Here is an 18,541-nt window from a genome sequence, read left to right as displayed (position 1 = left end):
GCCTTCCGTCGTCGCCGCGTCTGTCACCGACCGGCGGGGCCCAGGTGCTCCCGGCACAGCTCGATGAACCGGTCCACCGACGCGTGCCCCGCCCGCGGCCGCCACGCCACCACCAGCGTGGTGGTCGGGACGGGCTCGACGAACCGTCGCACGCACACCCCGGGTGGGCAGAGCTTCCGCGCCCGGTGCTCGTCCAGTACGGCGATGCCGACACGGCCCGCGACCTCACGCAGGATGTGCTCGGCGTCGGGCTGTTCCAGGACCACCCGCTGGGGTCGGTCGCCCCAGATCTGCCGTCGGATCTCGTCGTGGTATCCCGGGCCCTGCGCTCTGGGCCAGTGAACCAGCGGCAGCTCGATCACCTCGTCCGGCGAGACGCGTTCCCGGGCCGCCAGCGGGTGGTCGTCAGCCATCGCCACCACCAGCTCCTCCGCGGCGACGACCAGCGACTCCACCGGCCGGTGGCGCACCGCCGCCCGCACGAACGCCACGTCCACCTGATCCGCTTCGAGGAGTTCCAGGTTCCGGCTCGTCCACGCGGTGGACAGGGACAGCCGAACCTCCGGGTAACGCACGCGGAACCGTTCCACTAGTTCGTGCATGTTCAGATCGGCACCGGAGCGGGTGTAGGCCACCCGCAGCACTCCGGTGGGCTGCTCCGCCGCCGCCCGAACCCGTTCGACACACAACCTGGACTCGGCGAGCACCCGCTCGCCATGCTCGCGCAAAACTTCACCGGCCGCGGTGAGGGTGATCGACTTGGTACCCCGGTGGATCAGCGGTGTGCCGAGTTCCTGCTCCAGAACCTTGATCTGCTGTGAGAGACCCGGCTGCGAAATGTACAGTTCCTCGGCCGCCCGACCGAAATGGAGCACACGCGCGAGCACCAGGAAGTACTCCAGTCGCCGCAGGTCCACGCCCGGAACATTACACGGGCCCGACTGTGGTCGCAGCCGGCGGGAACGGCCGCGGAACCGGCTCTTCCGTCGACACCCCGCTTGTGCAACCAACTCACGCATCACATCCGGGGTTGTTCAGCGGACCTTCACTTGGTGGCGCGGGGGGACTCACCCCCGGTGCTGAGGCTTGCGGCACCGCCGGCGGTGTCCCGCCGCCCAGAACCCGTAAGGACCATCCTCATGTCACGCCCCCTGCGCCCGTCCGCGCTCGCCGCCGCCACCCTGCTGCCGCTCGTGCTGACCGCCTGCGGCAGCAGCGCCGCCGGTGACTCCTCCTCCGGCAAAGAGGACCCCAGCACTCTCACGATGGCGATCATTCCCTCCGAGGATGCCAACTCGACGGCCCAGCACTACAAGCCGCTCGTCAAGCTGATCGAGGACGAGACCGGCAAGAAGGTCGTGCTGCAGAAGGCGACGAACTACGCCGCCGTGATCGAGGCCCAGCGCGCACACAAGGCCCAGATCGCGGTCTACGGACCGCTGTCGTACGTGGTCGCCAAGAAGAGCGGTGTGGGTGTGGAGCCGATCGCCCGGCAGCTCCTCACCAAGGGCGGCACCCCCGGCTACTGGTCGTACGGCATCACCCGCGGCGGGAACAAGGACATCAGCGATCTGTCCGACTTCAAGGGCCATAAGGTGTGCTTCGTCGACGAGAACTCCACGTCCGGCTATCTGTACCCGCGCGCTGGGCTGAAGAAGGCCGGGCTGAAGGACGGCTCGTACTCCAAGGTGATGGCGGGCGGCCACGACGCCTCGGCGCTCTCGGTGGCCCACGGGGACTGCGACGCGGGCTTCGCGGACAACACGATGGTCGACCAGTTGTTGATCCAGAAGGGCAAGCTGAAGAAGGGCGACCTGAAGGTGGTGTGGAAGTCGCCGCTCATCCCCAGCTCCCCGGTCGGGGTCTCCACCGACCTCAGCGGCAAACTGCGCCGCCAGCTCACCGACGTCTTCACCAAGAAGGCCAATGCCGACTATCTGAAGTCCAAGGGGTACTGCGAGGGCGACGGCTGCTTCATCTACGGCTACTGGGGTTACGTCCCGGTCAAGGACTCCGACTACCAGACCGTTCGCGATGTGTGCGCCACCACCGGCGACCCGCAGTGCAAGGCCGGCTCATGACGGCCCTCGACCCCCGGGCCGAGGGGCCGGCCGGGGCGGAGCATGCCCGGCCGGTGATCCGGCTCACCGGCCTCACCAAGCGGTTCGGCGGCGGCCCCGACGCCCGGACCGCCCTCGACCAGGTCTCCTTCGACGTCACGGGCGGTGAGGTGGTCGCGCTCCTGGGCCTGTCCGGGTCCGGGAAGTCCACCCTCCTCGCCCAGCTCAACGGGTTGCGGCGGCCCACATCCGGCACCGGCACCGTGCTCGGCACCGACCTGGCCGGCGCCGGGGACGCCGGACTGCGGGAGCTGCGCCGCCGTATCGGGTTCGTCTTCCAGCAGTTCCACCTGGTGGGCCGGCTCACGGTCCTGGAGAACGTCTGCACCGGGGCGCTCGGTGCGCTGCGCGGCCCCCGGCTCGGCCTGTTCACCTACCCGCGCTCGATCCGCGAGCGCGCCCTGGACGGGCTGGCGCGGGTCGGCCTCGCCGGGCACGCCTTCCAGCGGGCCGACACCCTCTCCGGCGGCCAGCAGCAGCGCGTCGCCGTGGCCAGATCCCTGATGCAGCGTCCCGAGTTGCTGCTCGCGGACGAGCCCGTGGCCTCGCTCGACCCCGAGTCCTCCGCCCAGATCATGCGGCTGCTCAGGGACGTCGCCGACCAGGGCCGCCTCACCGTCCTGTGCAGCCTGCACCAGGTGGATGTGGCCCTCTCCTGGGCCGACCGGATCATCGGCCTGCGGCAGGGCCGAGTGGTGATGGACCTCACCACACGCGACATCGACCGCGCCGAAGTGATGCGGCTGTACACGGAAGTCGGCGCGGATCCGGCACCCCTCCCCGCGACGGTCGCGCCATCCACGGGAACGAGGTGAGGCGTGTCCGCCATTGACCAGCGCCCCCCGCTCACCCCCACCGCCGGGTCCGGCCCGGCCACCGCGCGCCGGACCCTGGCCCGTCCGAGTGTCCCGGGAGTGGCGGCCGGACTCGCCCTGCTGATCTGCCTGGCCGGTGGCGTCTGGGCCATCACCGGTCTGCGCCTGAACATCGCCACCCTCATCGACAGCGCGGGCAACGCCGTCGATTTCTCCAGTCGTATGCTGCCGCTGGACTTCCCGCCCGCGCCGGAACTGCTGGGCCTGCTCTGGCAGACCCTGGCCGTCGTCATCGCGGGCACGGCCCTCTCGGTCGTGCTGAGCGTGCCGGTGGCTCTCCTCGCCGCCCGCAACACCACGCTCAACACGCCCTGCCGGGTGATGGCGCGGGCGGTCATCGTGCTGTGCCGCGCCGTGCCCGACGTCGTCTTCGCCATCGCCGCCTTCCGGGTGTTCGGCCTGGGCGGCATGACCGGTGTCGTGGCCCTCGGTGTGCACTCCGTCGGCATGGTCGGAAAGCTCACCGCGGACGCCGTCGAGCAGATCGACGAGGGCCCGCGCACCGCGCTCAGGGCGGCGGGCGCCGGCCGGCTCCAGCAGATCACCGGTGCCGTCCTCCCCCAGGTGCTGCCCTCCCTGGTGGCCACCGCCCTGCACCGCCTCGACATCAACCTGCGCGTATCGGTGGTGCTCGGTTTCGTCGGCGTCGGCGGCATCGGCTACAGCCTCGCCACCGCCGTCAACCGGCTCGACTACCAGCGGGCCATGGCACTCGCCCTCGTGGTGCTGCTGACGTGTTTCGCGTTCGAGTCGGTCTCCGGCGCCGTCCGGCGCACCCTGCTGCCGGAGGTGACCACCCGGTCCCGCCACTCGCGGTGGCGCGGCTGGGCGACACGGAACACCGGAGTGAAGGCCGCACCGTCGGCCGTGGCCCACGCGCCCGGCCACGCCCCGGCCGGCACCGCCGTGGCGGGCGACGACGGCACCGCCGCCGTTCGCCCACGGACCAGCCCGCCGTGGAACAGGGCACGGGTGCGCCGTACGGTCTGGCTGGCCCTGGCACTGGCGCTCGTCGTGGCCTCCGCCGTGCGGTCCGGCGTCTCCTGGCAGGCCCTGACCCGCGCCACCGACTCCTTCCTGCCCGCCCTCGGCGACTTCCTGCCGCCCGGCACCGCCGGAACCGGCGGCACACTCCTGGACGACCTGTGGGTCACGTTGCAGATCTCGCTCGCCGGCACGCTGGTCGGCCTGGTGCCCGCCGTGCTGCTGGGCGTGCTGGCGGCGGGGAACGTGGTGGGGTCGCCGCGGGTGGCGCGGTTCTTCAGGACCGTGATCCTTTGTGTGCGGGGCGTTCCGGAACTCATCCTGGCCATCGTCCTCGTCGTGGTCACCGGCCTCGGCCCGGTGGCCGGGGCACTGGCACTCGGCATCGGGTCCATCGGACTGCTCGGCAAGCTGGTGGCCGATTCGCTGGAGGAAGTGGAGCCGGGACCCGTCCGGGCCCTGCTGGCCACCGGCGCCCGGCGGCACCAGGTCTTCTTCGGCGCGATCCTGCCGCGTGCCTGGCCCGCCGTGCTCGGCCATGTGCTGTATCAGCTCGATGTCAACATCCGCTCGGCCACACTGCTCGGCATCGTGGGCGCGGGCGGCATCGGCTACGACCTGCTCAACGCCGCCCGGGTCCTGGAGTTCGGCGTGGTGACCACCGTGGTCCTGATGGTCCTCGCCGTCGTGCTGCTGGTCGAGGGCCTCGCGGTGTGGGTGCGGAAGGTGTACGCCTGACGCGACGCCTGGAGGCCGGTGGAGGCACGTGCCGACCCGGACGGCCCGCTCTGTCCCGGACAGAGCGGGCCGTCGTCGTTCCCCGTCCCGCCTCCCCTCCCGGGCCGCGCCATCCACTCGACGCCGCCGGAACGCGGCCGGAAAGGCGAAACAAGTGTTCCCTTTGTTCACTTGCGCGCCGGGGGCCGATGAGGTGCGGACACTTGTACGGACAACTACGGGTTCCAGAGTCGAAGGCGTGGCCAAGAAGAGCAGGTACGCAGAGATAGCCGAGGTACTCGCGGCCGAGATCGCCGACCACCCGGCCGGCACTCGCGTCTCCAGCGAGCACGAGATCGCCGCGCGCTTCGGCGTCAGCCGTGCCGCGGCCCGAGCCGCCCTCCAGGAGCTGGAGGGCCGGCTGCTGGTGCGGCGGGTCCGCGGCGCCGGCACGTTCGTCAACCGGCCGATCGACTACCTGCTGTCGCGGCGCCAGCCCCCGTCGGGGAGCCGAACCGTCGAGGAGGCGGGCGGCGTGCATCGCCGCGTGGTGCGGGACGTACGCCGCGTCGACCTCAGCGGGGAGCACGCCGACCGGCTACGGCGCGTCGAGGGCAGTCCCGCCCATCTGCTCGTGTCGCAGACCTATCTCAACGGCCTGGTCAGCAGTTGGACCCAGGCGTGGATCCCGGTCGACCTGCTGCCCGATCTCGGCCCGGCGGTGCGCGCCGTGGAGTCGCTCGATGTGATTCTGCGGCAGATGTGCGGTGTTGTGCCGGTGCGCGCCTGGTGCCGGGTCAGCAGCGTACTGCCCCCGCCCGAGGTGGCGGCGGAACTCGATGCCGAGCGCAACCGGCCGGTCTGGTTGCTGGAGAGCATGAGCCGGGATTCCCGCACCGGAGCTCCCCTGATGTGCAGCGAGTCCTGGTCCCGCCCCGACGGCCTGCGCCTCGTGATCGAACTCGACGACCTCGACTGATCGCCCGGGGCCCGGGGCCGTCGGCCCCGCCGCGTCCCGCCACACCCCTACGGCCGCGACCGCGAGCGAAGCCTCGCACGCGCGGCGACCCCTGCAAGAACGTAAGGAGAACACGCGTGTCTTCGACACCGACTCGTGAACGGCGATGTGAACTGCTCGCAGCCGCCGCCCACGAGGAGATCGTCCCGCTCGCCGAACGGCTCCTGGCCGACGGCGCCCTTCCCGAACCGACCGTCCTGAAGTCCCCCGAGACCGGCATGGTGGTCCTCCAGGTGCGCGAGCCCGTCGAGGAGACCCGCTTCTACCTCGGTGAAGTGCTGGTCACCGAGTGTTCCGTCGAGGTCGCCGGTGTACCCGGCTGGTGCATGCGGCCCGGCGACGACCGGGTCGCCGCCCTCTCCGGAGCACTCCTGGACGCCCTCGCCGCGGCCGGCGGCCCCGCCGCCGCGGAGATCGACGCCCTGTGCGCGGCCGTGGCCGAGCGCCACGCCTCCCAGGACGCCGCGGAGTGGGCCGACGTCACCGCCACCACCGTCGTCTTCGAGGAGCTGACGTGACCGACCGAGCGGCCGGCACCGCCCCGGCCCCCGTCCACCGCGCGCCCTCCGGCGCCCCCGACGCCAAGCGCGTCCGCGCCCTGCGCCGTACGCCCCAGCAATCCCAGCGCGACTTCACCGCGCTGCTCGATGTCCTCGCCCGGCCCGGCCGCATCAGCCGGCTCACCGTCCCCGAGGCGGCACCGGCCGCCGCCGTCGCCGGTTGCGGACTGATCGACGTAGAGGTTCCGGTGCACGTTCTGACCGGCCCCGACCCGGACTCCGCGGCCTGGGCGGAGGCGGTGTACGCCGCGACCGGCGCGCCGCGCGCGGAGCTGCCCGACGCCCGCACCGTGATCGCCCTGCGCCCGCTCACCCCCGAGGACATCACCGTTCTGAACCGGGGCACCCCGCTCGACCCGGAGACCGGCGCCCGCGTCTTCGCCCAAGTGGACGCGCTCGGCGGCCAAGGCCCGCACGACACGGAACTCCACCTCACCGGGCCGGGGGTTCCGGACGGCGCCGAGCGGAGCCTCGCCGTGCGCGGGCTGACCGCGGACACGGTGGCGGCGCTCGCGGCGGCCAACGCGGCATTCCCCTGCGGCGTCGACCTCTTCCTCACCGCCGCCGACGGCGCCGTGGCCGGGCTGCCGCGCACCACCCAGGTGCGGCGCCCGGGGGAGGTCTGAGATGGGGTACTCCGGAGTACGCGGCGGCCAGGAGGCCATCGCCGCCGCCGAGCGCCTCGCCCGCCGGGACCGGTTGGGCGGAGCCAGCCGGTGGCTGGAACTGGACCAGATCACCGGGCGGCTGGGCCTGGCCGTGGACCGGGTGATGGGCGAGGCAGGACTGTGGGCCCCGGAACTCGCGGCGCGGGCGATCCGGCAGTCACGCGGCGACCTGCTGGAGGCCGCGCAACTGCTGCGGGCCCACCGCTCCACCCTGCCCCGGCTTGCCTACAGCTCGCCCGTCCCCGCCGTCGCGCTGCGCCCGGTGCGCCGGATCGCCCCGGCATACCGCAATCCGCCAGGCGGCCAGATCCTCGGCGACACCGACGACTACACACCCCGGATCCTCGACCTCACCGACGAGGACACGGCCCGTGCCACGGCGCCGCCACCGCGCAGGCCCGCCACCGCCGGAGCGCCCGTCGTCGCACCGGATCCGACCGTGCCGCCCGTCGGACTCCCGCCTGCCGGACTGCTGGCCGACCGCCGTGACCCCGCCGACCCCGACCCCTTCGACATCACCCGGGCACCCGCCCGCCCCGGCGTACCGCGCTCGGCCCGGCTGACCGCGATGGCCCGCGCCGAGACCGGCTCGCTGACCCACCTGTGGTACCTGGTCACCCAAGCGCCACGCAACGCCCAGCCGGAGATACCCCTCGAACTGCGCCGCGGTCACCTGCCGCTGCGCATCGAGCACCCCTTCACCGGCTCTCCGGTGACTGTTGCGGGCGTGCGGGTGAGCGAGGCGCGCACGGTCCGACCCGACGCCCGGCCCCATCCGGATGGCAGCCGCTTCGACATCGGCTACGGACTGTGCCTCGGCGACAACGAGGCCAAGGCACTCGCCATGGCGGGCCTGGATCTGCTGGTGCACCGCGACAAGACCACCAACCGCCTGGAGCAGCGAGTGCTGACCGCTTTGGACGGACCTGAGCTGGCCGGCTACCTCGAACACCTCAAACTCCCGCACTACGTGGACTTCCGCTCGATCGTCGACCGGCTCCGCGCCCTGCAGGCGCCCAACCCCGAGGAGGGCCTGTGATCACCCCCGCCCCGGCGCCTGCCTCCGCGGCCGCCGTCCATGCGGAAGAACCGGCGTGGCTGGAACTGGACCAGCTCACCGAGCGCCTCAACCTCGCCGTGGACCGGGCAATGGGCGAGGCCGGCCTGTGGGCTCCGAAGCTCGCGGCCCGCGCCGTGCGTCAGGCGGAGGGCGACCCGACGGAGGCCGCGCACCTGCTGCGCGCCCACCGCGCCGCACTGCCCCGCCTCGCGGTGTCCGTCCCGGTGGCCACCTCGGAACTGCGGGTGGTGCGCCGGATCAGCTCCGCCTTTCGCAACCCGCCCGGAGGCCAGATCCTCGGCCGCACCGTGGACTACGCCGGTCGCCTGCTGGATCTGCTCCCCGAGGACGAGGGCCGGGCCCACGTCACCGACGAGCCCCTGGCTCCCGCCGCTGACGGGCACCTCCACCACGACCACGACCACCAGCACGAGCACTCGGCCGACCCTGTCGCCGTCGAGCGCGTCCCGGGAAACGTCCTCGCCATCCTCCGCGAGATGGGCCTGGTCGCCCCGCTCCCCGAGCGCCCGGACGACCCCGAGCCCTACGACATCACCCGGCGCCCGGCACGGCCCGGTGCCCCGCGATCGGCGTGGCTGCAGACCATGGCGCGGGGTGACACCGGTTCGCTGGTGCACCTGTGGTGGTACGGCTGCGACTGGCGCCCCGACCACGAGATCCCCGGCGAACTGCGGCACGGCGCGCTGCCGGTGCGCATCGCCCACCCGCACACCGGCAAACCGGTGACGGTCGCCGAGGTGCGGGTCAGCGAGGTCGAGTCCTTCTACAACGTGCCCCGCGCCGCCGCCCAGCACCACCTCGGCGTCGGCTACGGCATCTGCTTCGGCCACAACGAGCGCAAGTCCATCGCCATGGCGGGCCTCGACCTGGCGCTGGCCCACTACGACGCCACCTCCGAGCTCCACCACGACGTCCTGCTCACTCTCGACGGCCTGGACTCCACCGGCTATGTGCAGCACCTGAAACTGCCGCACCACGTGGAGTACCGCTCGGTGCTGGACCGCGCCGAGGCCGCCGGCCAGGACGCCAACCCCCCGGGAGAGACCGCATGAACACCTTGTCCCCGACCCGCACCGGCACCGGCGCCTCCCGTGCCGGAGCCCTCGCCGGGCCCGATCCCCGTCCCGGCATCTTCGACGAGCTGTCCAAGCGCGAGCTGCGCCGCGCCATGCTCAGCGGGATCGCCATCCCCGGCTACCAGGTCCCCTACGGCTCCCGGGAGATGCCGGTCGCCCGCGGCTGGGGGTCCGGTGGCCTGCAGGCCACCCTCTCGCTGATCTGCGACGAGCACCATCTGAAGGTCATCGACCAGGGCGAGGACGCCGGCGTCAACGCCTCCAACCTGCGCCGCCTGATCACCGAGCACACCGGTTCCAGCGAGGAGACCGACACCCGCGCCGCCGACATCATCCAGTCCCGGCACCGTATCCCCGAACAGCCGCTCACCGACGGGCAGATCCTGGTGCTCCAGGTGCCCAACGCCGAGCCGTTGTTCCGCATCGTGCAGGAGATGGACGAGCAGCGCCGCATGCACGCCGAGGCGGACTACGCCAAGATGTGGGTCTGGCTCTATGAGGACATCGTCCACAACGGACTGATCACGGCGGCCGCCGGCTACCCCGTACTCGTCGAGGGCCGGTACGTGATGACGCCCAGCCCCATCCCGCGCTGGGACGTGCCCAAGATGAACGACTCCGACGCGATCACCATCCTGTCGGCCGGCCGCGAGAAGCGGCTGTTCGCCGTCCCCCCGCACACCCGTGTCGTCCCCCTCACCTTCGACGACCGCCCCTTCGAGGTCGAGTACACCCCCGGCACCGCCTGCCGGCTGTGCGGCTCGGACGACACCTACCTCGTCGAGGAACCCGGCGAGAACGGCGCCCCCGGCACCTGGTCCTGCTCCGACACCGACTTCTGCACCCGCCGTCGTACCGGCGACGCCCCCGCCGACGTCGCCGGGCAGCCGGTCGAACTGGCCCGCGCGGCACTGCGGTGCGCCACCCGAGAACAGGAGGAAACCTCATGAGCACGCACACCCCCGAGTCGCGCCCCTGGGCCCTGAAGGTGACCGGCCTCGGCCGTATCTACGGTGACCCGTCGCCCGCGTCCCTGACCGGTACCGGACCGGAACACGGCACCGCCGTCTCACCATCGACCGGTGCGGTCGTGGCGGCCTGGGACGTCTCCTTCGACGTGGCGCCCGGCGAAGCCCTCGGCATCATCGGCGAGTCCGGCTCCGGCAAGTCCACCGTGATGCGCTGCATCGCCGGCGACGAGACGGCCACCACCGGCGGCATCGCCCTGCGCTCCGTCGCCGACGGCGCCGTCAACCTGTGCGACCTCCTGCCGTCGGCCCGGCGCCGGCTCCGCCTGAAGGACATCGCCGCCGTCTACCAGGACCCGGCCGCCGGGCTCAACCTCGACGTGACCGCCGGCGGCAACATCGCCGACCCGCTCACCGCCGTCGGGTGGCGCTCCTACGACGGCATCCGGCAGCGCGCGGCCGAACTCCTGGAGCGGGTCGAGGTCCCGCCCAGCCGCATGGACGACCTGGTCCGCACCTTCTCCGGCGGTATGCGCCAGCGGGTGCAGATCGCCAAGGCCCTCGCCAACGACCCGCCGGTGCTGCTCCTGGACGAGCCGACCACCGGGCTCGACGCCTCCGTCGCCGCGGGCGTGCTCGACCTGCTGCGCGGCCTGTTGGAGGAGACCGGGGTGGCCGCCGTCGTCGTCTCCCACGACTTCGGCGTCATCGACATGCTCACCCGCAGGGTCCTGGTCATGAAGCACGGCCGGGTGGTCGAGTCCGGCCTCACCGACCAGCTCCTGGAAGACCCCCAGCACCCCTACAGCCAGCAACTCGTCGCGGCGGCCCGAGGATGACCACAGTGACCCCCGTACAGACCCCCGTCCGGCCCGGTATCCCCGCGCACGTCCCCGGCGTCCCCGACGACACCGTCCTGTCGGTACGCGGGCTGCGCAAGGACTTCACCCTGCACACCATCGACGGCCGGACCGTCGACGCCCTGCACGGCGTCGACCTCGACGTCCGGCCCGGCGAGCACGTCGCCCTGGCCGGCACCTCGGGCGCCGGCAAGTCCACCCTGCTGCGCTGCGTGTACCGGACCTACCTCACCGGCTCCGGCCACATCTGGTTCCGCACCGCGGGCGGTGAACTCCTCGACGTGGCCGCGCTGCCCGACGCCGACGCCGCCGAGCTGCGCGGCCAGGAGATCGGGTACGTATCCCAGTTCCTGCGCCCCCAGCCGCGCCGCTCGGTGATCTCCATCGTCGCCTCGGCCGGGGTCGCGCGCGGTATGGGCCGGGCCGCCGCCCTGGAGGCCGCCGCCGCCGCGCTGCGCCAGGTGGCCATCGCCGAACACCTGTGGGACATGCACGCCACCGTCCTGTCCGGCGGCCAGAAGCAGCGCGTCAACATCGCCGCCGGCACCATCGCGCCGCCCCGGTTGCTGCTGCTGGACGAGCCCGTCTCCGCCCTCGACCCGGCCAACCGCGCCGCGGTCCTGGATCTCATCGCCCGCCTGGAGGAGACCGGTACCGCCGTCCTGTCCGTCTTCCACGACCTCGACGCCATCGAGCGCCTCGCCACCCGCGTGGTGGTGCTCGGCGGCGGCCGGGTGCTGGCCACCGGCGCCCCCGGGGAGATCCTGCACGACCCGAACCTGCCGCTGGAGGTGGCCCGATGAGCCGCTACGCGTTCGCCCACGCCCGCGCCGTGCTTCCCGACCGGACCCTCGACGACGCCCTCGTCGTCGTCGAGGACGGCCGGATCACCGAGGTCGCCCCTGTCACCCCGGGCGCGGTTCCGGCCGGAGCCGTCGACCTCGGCGGCGCCCTGCTGTTGCCGGGCATCATCGACACCCACAGCGACGCGCTGGAGAAGGAGCAACGCCCCCGCCCCACCGTGGAGTTCGAGCCGGGCTTCGCCGTCCTGAGCTTCGAGGGACGGGTCCGGGCGGCGGGCGTCACCACGATGCACCACGCGGTCAGCTACCAGACCAACGCCGAGAAGGACCGCACCATCGAGCGTTCGCTGGCGCTCGCCGCCGCCGTACGGGAACGGGCCGCGTCCGGCGTCGGCCTGATCGACCACCGGCTGCTGCACCGCCTCGACGCCCGCGACGCCGACGCGCTGGACGCCCTCAAGGGCGCCCTCACCGGACAGCCGCACACCGACGTGCCGCCGCTGGTCTCGTACGAGGACCACACCCCCGGCCAGGGCCAGTACCGGAACCTGGAGGCGTACCGAGCGATCGTCCAGCGGCAGGAGCACCTGTCCGCCGAGGACGCCGACCGGTTCATCCGCCACCGCATCGACGAGCGTGCCGACGGCATCCCGCAGCGCGCCCGCACCCTCGCCCACCTCGGCCAGGAGGTACGCGCGGGGCGGATCCGGCTGCTCGCCCACGACGTGGAGAGCGCGGAAGAGCTCTCCGGGGTACGGGCCGCGGGCGCCGCCGTCGCCGAGTTCCCCACCACCCGCGAGGCGGCCCGCGCCGCGCAGGACGCCGGGATGCCGGTCGTCGCCGGTGCCCCCAACGTGCTGCGCGGCGGCTCGCACAGCGGCAACGTCGGCGCCGAGGCGCTGATCGCCGAGGGCCTGGTGGACAACCTGTCCAGTGACTACATGCCCACCGCCCTGCTCGCCGCCGCACTGCGCCTGGCGGAGCGCGGGGTGGTGCCGCTGCACACCGCGGTGGCACTCATCACCTCGGGCGCCGCGCGCACCGCGGGGCTTGCCGACCGCGGGGCCCTCGTCCCGGGGCTCCGCGCCGACCTGGTCGTCGTCACCGCCGAGGGCGGGCGGCCCACCGTACGGATGTCCCTGCTCGCCGAGGAGTCCCGGGACGGCGACGGCGCTCCGCTCTCCGCGGCCCGGCTGCTGAAGCCCGCCGACGCGGCGACGTCCTCGCGCTGAGGGCCGTCGCGCCCCGCTCACCGGGCCGTGGGGTCCGGTGAGCGGGGCGCGGCGCCTGCCCGGCGCGCGTGGGCCGCGGCGTCAGTAGCTGGGGGGCGTGATGCTGAGCATGAAGCGAACGGTGCTCCTGCTCTCGTTGAGAAAGCGGTGCGGGATGTTGGAGTCGAAGTGGCAGCTGTCTCCGGCCTTCAGCATGTGCGTCTGGTCGCCCACCTGGACCGTGAGCCGACCGGTGAGGACGACGACGCACTCCTCCGAGGGGTGTGATCGGGGGGTGTCGGAGGAGACGGCACCGGGCTCGAGTGATCCTTCGAGGACTTCCAGTCTTGCTCCGCCTGGTGAGGCACGGGTGTAGGTGATGGCGTGGTGGGGCGAGGAGATCCGGTACCGGTCGTCGCGGCGGATGACGGCGACCGTCTGCTGGTCCCCGTCCTGGAACAGATTGAACAAGGGGGTGTCGAGGACCTCGGCGATCCGTCGCATCGTTTCCAGGCTGGGATCGGTGACACCGCGTTCAACCTGGCTGATCAGGCCGGTGGACACCCCGGCGCGGTCGGCGAGTTCCCGGACGGTCATGCCCCGGAGGGTGCGGTATTCACGGATCCTTGTCACGGCCACGGCATCATTATCCAGTACGGCCCTCGGCCGCGTGCCTCGGGCGGAGCGCCCGGCACACGCGGCCGAGGCCGGAACCCCCCGGGTTACCCGGCGAGGCTGGCTTCCTTGGTTCCTTGCGGGTCCGTGGGCGTCCCTTCTTCGATCCCGACGTCGATCGCGGTGTCCGAGGGAGGCGCGGTGGCCAGGGTGACCACGACCGTCACCACGAGGTTGATGACGAGGGCGGGCAGGCCGACGACCATGCCGGCGGGCACGGCCTGGAGCACGACGGAGCCCAGGGCGGGGACGCCGACGATCAGCCCGCCGCAGATGGCACCGGCGGCCAGTCCCTGTGCGGTGACCCGTCGCCACATCATGGACAGGAACAACGCGGGTGCCAACTGGCCGACAGCGCTGTATACGCTGGTCATGATGGTGAGCAGCTGGTCGTTGCTGGTGGCGGCCAGGAGCACCGACAGGCCGGTGAACACGACCACACCGAACCGGGTCAGCGGCAGCGACGACGACCACCGTGGCGATACCGCGCCGATCACGTTGCTGCTCAGCAGGCTGCTGGCCGCGAGCATGAGCACCGCGGTGGGCACGAGTGCCACGAGGATGCCCACGCCTCCGAGGACGCCGATGACCCAGTCCGGATACTTCTCCTGCACGAACAGCAGCAGGGACTGATTGGCCTGGTCGGCGCCCAGGTGCGGCAGCGCGAGCAGCGCGGCGAACGCGATGACGACGATCAGGACGTAGAACAGCGAGTACAACGGCTGGATCACCTGGTTGCGGCGGATCGTCGTCACGTCCTTGGCGCTGTAGGACACCTGGAACACATGGGGCAGGGCGAAGGCGCCCAGCGGAGTGAGCAGCAGGAAGCTCATCCACCACCAGGTGTTCGTCGCGGCGTCTCCGAGGATTCCCGGGAGAGTGGCCGCCGCGGGGTGGGCGTCCTTGACACCGTCGAAGATGCCCGGCAGACCGTGGACGCCGGCCGCCTTCGCCGCGCCGACGGCGATCACGATCAGGACCACGACCAGGAGAATGTCCTTGACGATCGCCGTGTAAGCGGCACTGCGCATGCCTCCGACCAGGACGAACGCGGCCACCAGGACACCGCCGGCCACAATGTAGGCAACCGTCGGCACCCCGGTACCGAACAGGCTGCCCAGGATGAGGCCCAGTCCGGTCAGCTGCAGTTGGCCGTAGAGCAGCAGGACCACGATGCCGAACACGGCGATCAGGCCACCGAACCACGGCGCCTCGAATCGCGCGGTGAAGTAGTCCGCCATGGTCACCAGCCCACGCCGCTTACCCGCGCGCCAGATCTTGGGGACCATCCAGTAGCCGACCGTGGCATTGAGGACCACGGTGCCGAGGACGAAGAAGCCGGGCGCGCCGTTGCTGAAGACTCCCTGAGACGCGCCGAGCAGCGCGGACGTGGTGAACGTTTCCCCGACGAGCAGGAACCAGAACAGCAGGGTGCCGAAGCGCCGCCCGCCCACGGACCACTCCTGCATGTTCATCGTCCGGCCGCGGGCGGCTGCCACGGCTCCCCACACGATGGAACCGACCGCGATCACGAAGGCAAGGAAGAGTGCCATGTCCCGCCCCTAAACCCGGTCCGCATCGCCGCGGGAGCGGTCGACGAGGTAGACGCCCGCGAGGGCGGCCGATCCGATCAGGACACCGAGTGTCATCCACACCAGCAGGAACGGGATCGAGCCAAGGACGTAGTCGACGCGGTTGACCAGGGGAATCACGCCGATGCACCACACGGGCGGGACCGCCAGCAGGAGCCAGTGCCAGCGGCGCCGGGGGGTGGACCCGGCCACGGGGGTTAGTGGTCTAGACATGCTACTCCGATCAGCACATGGCCTTGACTCGGCTTGACCGAACGCCGCCTACGTGTTCAGCCGAGATGAATTTGCATCAATGTGAGTGACGCACGCCCCACCGTCAACCCTTCGGACGCGGATATCTTTCCGGTATTGCGCAGCCACGCTGACGCGTGTTCACTGTGGCTGAATCTGTAAAGACGTTGCTCACGGAGGCGACTCATGGATCCCGACCGGTTCCGGGCACAGTTCCCCAGCATGGTCGACACCACGCACCTGGCCTCGTGCAGTCAGGGCGCCATCTCCGCCGGTGTCACCACGGCGCTGGCCGAAATGACCTACGCGCTGCGTGATCAGGGCGCGCCGTGGGGTGACTGGATGGTGGAGGTGGAGCGACTGCGCACCGCGGTGGCAGGCTTCCTCAACGCGTCCACCAGCGAGGTCGCCCTCGTGCCTTCCGCATCGCACGGCGCCTTCCAGGTGGCCAACGCGGTGGACTTCGCAGGAGGCGGTGTGATCGTCTCGATGGCCGCGGAGTTCCCGAGCGTCGGTCAGGTGCTGCACGCCCAGCGTCCGGGGCCGGGCGAGGTTCGGTGGGTCGGCCAGGAGGCGATGCACACGCTGGGTGTGGTGGAGGCCTACCGCGCCCAAATCGATGACAGCACCCGGCTGGTGTCGGTCCCGCTGGCCTTGTACACGAACGGATCCCTCCAGCCGGTCAACGAGATCGCCAAACACGCGCGTGCGGTGGGGGCGCGCGTGTTGGTCGATGCCTACCAGGCGGCCGGCGTGGTCCCGATCGACGTGGCCGAGATCGACTGCGACTACCTCGTCTTCGGCACGCTGAAGTACATGCTGGGCCTTGCCGGGATCGCCGCGCTCTTCGCCCGGTCCGGTGTCACGGACCAGCATCCGCCACGGATGACCGGCTGGTTCGGACGTCCCAACCCGTTCGACTTCGATCCGACCGGCCTCGATTTCCCCGAGGAGGCCCGCCGCTTCGAATCCGGTACGCTCGCCATCCCCTCGGTGTACGCGGCGCGGGCCGGAATCGAAACGCTCAACCAGGTCGACCCGACCACCCGGTGGGAACATGTCGAGAACCTGGTCGCCGAAGCCGGTGCCCGGCTGACCGAGGCGGGCGAGACGCTGAGCCGGCCGGCCCCCGGTGCCCGGCCCGGACCGCAGGTCGCGGTGGCCGATACCGACCCGGACACCTTGGCGGCCTTCCTGGCCACCCGCCGGATCGTCACCGCACCGCGCGGATCGAACCTGCGCGTCGCCTTCCACTACTACAACACCAGTGACGACATCGACCGCCTGTGCGCGGCGATCAAGGACTACCGGAGGCAGTCGTGACCACCCGTACCACCCTCACTGCTGCCAGACTTCTGACCGAGTCCTCCGCACCGCTGATCCACGACGCGGTGGTGTGCGTCGAAGGCGACACCATCGCCTACGCCGGTCCCCGCGGCTCCGCGCCGGCCTGGGCGAGCACCGCCGAGACGGTCACCGACCTCGGGGACACCACCTTGATGCCCGGACTCATCGACTGCCATGTGCACCTGTGCCAGGATCCGACCTCGAGCGGTCTGCTCGTGGGGATGTCCTCGGACCAGGACGCCTTGCGCCGGACGATGGTGGCCAACGCACAGCGGCTGCTCGACGCCGGCGTCACCACCGCCCGCGACCTCGGGGCACCCGGCACCCTGGGAACCGAGATACGCGATCGGCTCACCACACTCCCCCACGCCACCCCCCGGATGCTGGTCGCGAACGCGCCGATCACCGTGACAGGCGGCCATGCCTGGTCCATGGGCGGCGTCGCCGACGGCGTCGACCAGATACGGGCACGGGTGCGCGAGCACGCCGAACAAGGGGTGGACCTGATCAAGGTCATGACCACGGGCGGGTTCATGACACCCGGCAGCCACCCGTCCCAGACCCGTTACTCCCTCGACGAACTCACCGCCCTCGTCACCGAGGCTCATGCCCACGGCCTGCCCGTGACCACGCACGTACTCGGCGTCGAAGGCATCGAGCGGGCCGTCCTCGCCGGTGTCGACTGCATCGAACACTGCGGCTGGGTCACGCAGGCCGGCACCCGATTCGATCCCCGCATCGCCGCCATGATCGTCGAACGGGACGTCGTCGTCAGCCCCGCGATGAACACCGCCTGCACCGCCGAACACTACATGTGTCCTTGGGACGAGCGGGACTCCGTCATCGGCAATCTCCGCAAGCTCATCACCCTGGACGCCATCGTGGTCGCCGGAACCGACGCCGGCATCCCGCTCGTCCACTTCGAACGCTACGCCGACTGCCTGGAGGTCTACCTCGACGCCGGGATGAACCACCGCCAGGTGATCGCCAGCGCGACCGACGTCGCCGCCGAAGCCTGCGGCCTGAAAGACGTCACCGGCCGACTGGCACCCGGTCTGAGCGCCGACCTGATCGCCGTCGACGGCGACCCCACCCAGGACATCGCCGGCCTCCACAAGCCCGGCTTCGTCATGGCCGCCGGCCGCCCCCACCCGATACGTGACACGACCCTCGATACCGGTGACGCCGAGGCGCGCGACCGAATCCGGCGCAGGCTCGAAGCCGGGGCGGGCCGTCACACCGCGGGAGAGTAGGAACCCGCGCGCCCGCCTTCGGGGACAACCGCGCCACCGGCCTCACGGCACCGAAGTCACCGGGGCCGGCGATCATCCCTCTTCCCGTACCCGGTGATCTCGGTCCGCGGGGGATTCCGCCCGGACGGCGATCACGACGTTGCCGTCCCGGCGGAGGGTGTTGTAGATGGGGCAGCTAGCGGTGAAGAGTTCGGCCAGGGGCTCGGCTTCCTCCTGGGTGACTCCACTCCGTTCAGGCGCAGGTCGAGGCGGATGCAGGCGTACCGGGTGGGGTCCTGCGGGTCCCGTTCGTAAGCGACGTGGGCCTGCGCGCCGGTCAGGCCGGATGCGCGCTCCTGGGCGTGGACGGGATGTTGCTCAGGGAGCAGGAGGCCAAGGACGACAGCAGCAGCTCTCCGGCCTGGACGGCCTCGGCCGGTCCGGTACGAGCGTCGGCCGTGCCACCGCTCCACACCCGACCGCACCCCACCTCGACTGGACATCGCGGTACATGCTGGAACTC

Annotated in this window: 18 protein-coding genes; 14 read left to right on the top strand and 4 right to left on the bottom strand. The window is 71.6% G+C overall.

Features of this window, described 5'->3' with window-relative positions; all coding sequences use genetic code 11:
• Window positions 1-23: 23 nt before the first annotated feature.
• A complete protein-coding gene (locus ACK1X7_RS46655; RefSeq protein ID WP_385154104.1) occupies window positions 24-917 on the bottom strand; it encodes a LysR family transcriptional regulator in 894 nt (297 codons plus the stop codon).
• Between the two features lie 222 nt (window positions 918-1,139).
• Here ACK1X7_RS46655 and ACK1X7_RS46650 point away from each other — a divergent pair, with 222 nt between their 5' ends.
• The 12 genes from ACK1X7_RS46650 to ACK1X7_RS46595 all read left to right on the top strand — a co-directional run bounded on the left by ACK1X7_RS46650 (window position 1,140) and on the right by ACK1X7_RS46595 (window position 12,962).
• Window positions 1,140-2,081 (top strand): phosphate/phosphite/phosphonate ABC transporter substrate-binding protein, encoded by a 942-nt coding sequence (locus tag ACK1X7_RS46650; protein WP_413116746.1) that lies wholly within the window; start codon window positions 1,140-1,142, stop codon window positions 2,079-2,081.
• Window positions 2,078-2,935: a phosphonate ABC transporter ATP-binding protein gene (phnC, locus tag ACK1X7_RS46645; RefSeq protein ID WP_390792364.1), complete on the top strand. Its 858-nt coding sequence runs from the start codon at window positions 2,078-2,080 to the stop codon at window positions 2,933-2,935. Before ACK1X7_RS46650 ends, phnC begins: the two co-directional genes overlap by 4 nt.
• A gap of 3 nt (window positions 2,936-2,938) precedes the next feature.
• Complete coding sequence (gene phnE, locus ACK1X7_RS46640) at window positions 2,939-4,717, top strand: phosphonate ABC transporter, permease protein PhnE (protein ID WP_413116745.1); 1,779 nt, start codon at window positions 2,939-2,941, stop codon at window positions 4,715-4,717.
• A gap of 238 nt (window positions 4,718-4,955) precedes the next feature.
• On the top strand, window positions 4,956-5,675 hold the full coding sequence (locus ACK1X7_RS46635; RefSeq protein ID WP_390792363.1) for a GntR family transcriptional regulator: 720 nt from the start codon (window positions 4,956-4,958) through the stop codon (window positions 5,673-5,675).
• A gap of 116 nt (window positions 5,676-5,791) precedes the next feature.
• Window positions 5,792-6,232 (top strand): phosphonate C-P lyase system protein PhnG, encoded by a 441-nt coding sequence (gene phnG / locus ACK1X7_RS46630; protein WP_385156337.1) that lies wholly within the window; start codon window positions 5,792-5,794, stop codon window positions 6,230-6,232.
• Window positions 6,229-6,900: a phosphonate C-P lyase system protein PhnH gene (phnH, locus tag ACK1X7_RS46625; RefSeq protein WP_413116744.1), complete on the top strand. Its 672-nt coding sequence runs from the start codon at window positions 6,229-6,231 to the stop codon at window positions 6,898-6,900. Before phnG ends, phnH begins: the two co-directional genes overlap by 4 nt.
• Window position 6,901: 1 nt before the next feature.
• Window positions 6,902-7,981, top strand: coding sequence for a carbon-phosphorus lyase complex subunit PhnI (locus ACK1X7_RS46620; RefSeq protein WP_413116743.1), 1,080 nt, complete (start codon window positions 6,902-6,904; stop codon window positions 7,979-7,981).
• Window positions 7,978-9,075, top strand: a complete 1,098-nt coding sequence (locus ACK1X7_RS46615) for a carbon-phosphorus lyase complex subunit PhnI (protein WP_385156328.1) — start codon at window positions 7,978-7,980, stop codon at window positions 9,073-9,075. Before ACK1X7_RS46620 ends, ACK1X7_RS46615 begins: the two co-directional genes overlap by 4 nt.
• Window positions 9,072-10,049 (top strand): alpha-D-ribose 1-methylphosphonate 5-phosphate C-P-lyase PhnJ, encoded by a 978-nt coding sequence (locus ACK1X7_RS46610; protein WP_385156325.1) that lies wholly within the window; start codon window positions 9,072-9,074, stop codon window positions 10,047-10,049. The genes ACK1X7_RS46615 and ACK1X7_RS46610 overlap by 4 nt, the downstream gene beginning before the upstream one ends.
• Window positions 10,046-10,906: an ATP-binding cassette domain-containing protein gene (locus tag ACK1X7_RS46605; RefSeq protein ID WP_385156322.1), complete on the top strand. Its 861-nt coding sequence runs from the start codon at window positions 10,046-10,048 to the stop codon at window positions 10,904-10,906. Before ACK1X7_RS46610 ends, ACK1X7_RS46605 begins: the two co-directional genes overlap by 4 nt.
• Before the next feature lie 5 nt (window positions 10,907-10,911).
• Complete coding sequence (locus ACK1X7_RS46600; RefSeq protein ID WP_413116742.1) at window positions 10,912-11,730, top strand: ATP-binding cassette domain-containing protein; 819 nt, start codon at window positions 10,912-10,914, stop codon at window positions 11,728-11,730.
• Window positions 11,727-12,962 (top strand): alpha-D-ribose 1-methylphosphonate 5-triphosphate diphosphatase, encoded by a 1,236-nt coding sequence (locus ACK1X7_RS46595; RefSeq protein ID WP_385156316.1) that lies wholly within the window; start codon window positions 11,727-11,729, stop codon window positions 12,960-12,962. Before ACK1X7_RS46600 ends, ACK1X7_RS46595 begins: the two co-directional genes overlap by 4 nt.
• An 81-nt stretch (window positions 12,963-13,043) precedes the next feature.
• Here the strand turns inward: ACK1X7_RS46595 and ACK1X7_RS46590 are convergent, their stop codons facing one another.
• From ACK1X7_RS46590 to ACK1X7_RS46580, 3 genes are all read right to left on the bottom strand, one after another.
• A complete protein-coding gene (locus ACK1X7_RS46590) occupies window positions 13,044-13,580 on the bottom strand; it encodes a helix-turn-helix domain-containing protein (RefSeq protein ID WP_078646755.1) in 537 nt (178 codons plus the stop codon).
• An 83-nt stretch (window positions 13,581-13,663) separates the two neighbouring features.
• Window positions 13,664-15,169 (bottom strand): sodium:solute symporter family protein, encoded by a 1,506-nt coding sequence (locus ACK1X7_RS46585; RefSeq protein WP_413116741.1) that lies wholly within the window; start codon window positions 15,167-15,169, stop codon window positions 13,664-13,666.
• A gap of 9 nt (window positions 15,170-15,178) precedes the next feature.
• Window positions 15,179-15,400, bottom strand: a complete 222-nt coding sequence (locus tag ACK1X7_RS46580; RefSeq protein WP_413116740.1) for a DUF3311 domain-containing protein — start codon at window positions 15,398-15,400, stop codon at window positions 15,179-15,181.
• Window positions 15,401-15,625: 225 nt separating this feature from the next.
• Here ACK1X7_RS46580 and ACK1X7_RS46575 point away from each other — a divergent pair, with 225 nt between their 5' ends.
• Both ACK1X7_RS46575 and ACK1X7_RS46570 read left to right on the top strand, forming a co-directional pair.
• A complete protein-coding gene (locus ACK1X7_RS46575) occupies window positions 15,626-16,762 on the top strand; it encodes an aminotransferase class V-fold PLP-dependent enzyme (RefSeq protein WP_385157961.1) in 1,137 nt (378 codons plus the stop codon).
• Window positions 16,759-18,039 (top strand): metal-dependent hydrolase family protein, encoded by a 1,281-nt coding sequence (locus ACK1X7_RS46570; protein ID WP_390792360.1) that lies wholly within the window; start codon window positions 16,759-16,761, stop codon window positions 18,037-18,039. Before ACK1X7_RS46575 ends, ACK1X7_RS46570 begins: the two co-directional genes overlap by 4 nt.
• Window positions 18,040-18,541: the final 502 nt, after the last annotated feature.

It is taken from the genome of Streptomyces sp. CY-1 (genome assembly GCF_047218265.1).
GTDB lineage: Bacteria > Actinomycetota > Actinomycetes > Streptomycetales > Streptomycetaceae > Streptomyces > Streptomyces niphimycinicus.
Note: the sequence above shows the minus strand (reverse complement) of the source record. Positions and strands in the feature narration are given on the sequence as shown.

Coding starts and splice junctions, on each gene's coding strand:
- ACK1X7_RS46620 (WP_413116743.1), top strand. CDS start 6,902: ATGGGGTACTCCGGAGTACGCGGCGGCCAGGAGGCCATCGCCGCCGCC.
- ACK1X7_RS46585 (WP_413116741.1), bottom strand. CDS start 15,169: ATGGCACTCTTCCTTGCCTTCGTGATCGCGGTCGGTTCCATCGTGTGG.
- ACK1X7_RS46575 (WP_385157961.1), top strand. CDS start 15,626: ATGGATCCCGACCGGTTCCGGGCACAGTTCCCCAGCATGGTCGACACC.
- ACK1X7_RS46610 (WP_385156325.1), top strand. CDS start 9,072: ATGAACACCTTGTCCCCGACCCGCACCGGCACCGGCGCCTCCCGTGCC.
- ACK1X7_RS46595 (WP_385156316.1), top strand. CDS start 11,727: ATGAGCCGCTACGCGTTCGCCCACGCCCGCGCCGTGCTTCCCGACCGG.
- ACK1X7_RS46605 (WP_385156322.1), top strand. CDS start 10,046: ATGAGCACGCACACCCCCGAGTCGCGCCCCTGGGCCCTGAAGGTGACC.
- ACK1X7_RS46650 (WP_413116746.1), top strand. CDS start 1,140: ATGTCACGCCCCCTGCGCCCGTCCGCGCTCGCCGCCGCCACCCTGCTG.
- phnC (WP_390792364.1), top strand. CDS start 2,078: ATGACGGCCCTCGACCCCCGGGCCGAGGGGCCGGCCGGGGCGGAGCAT.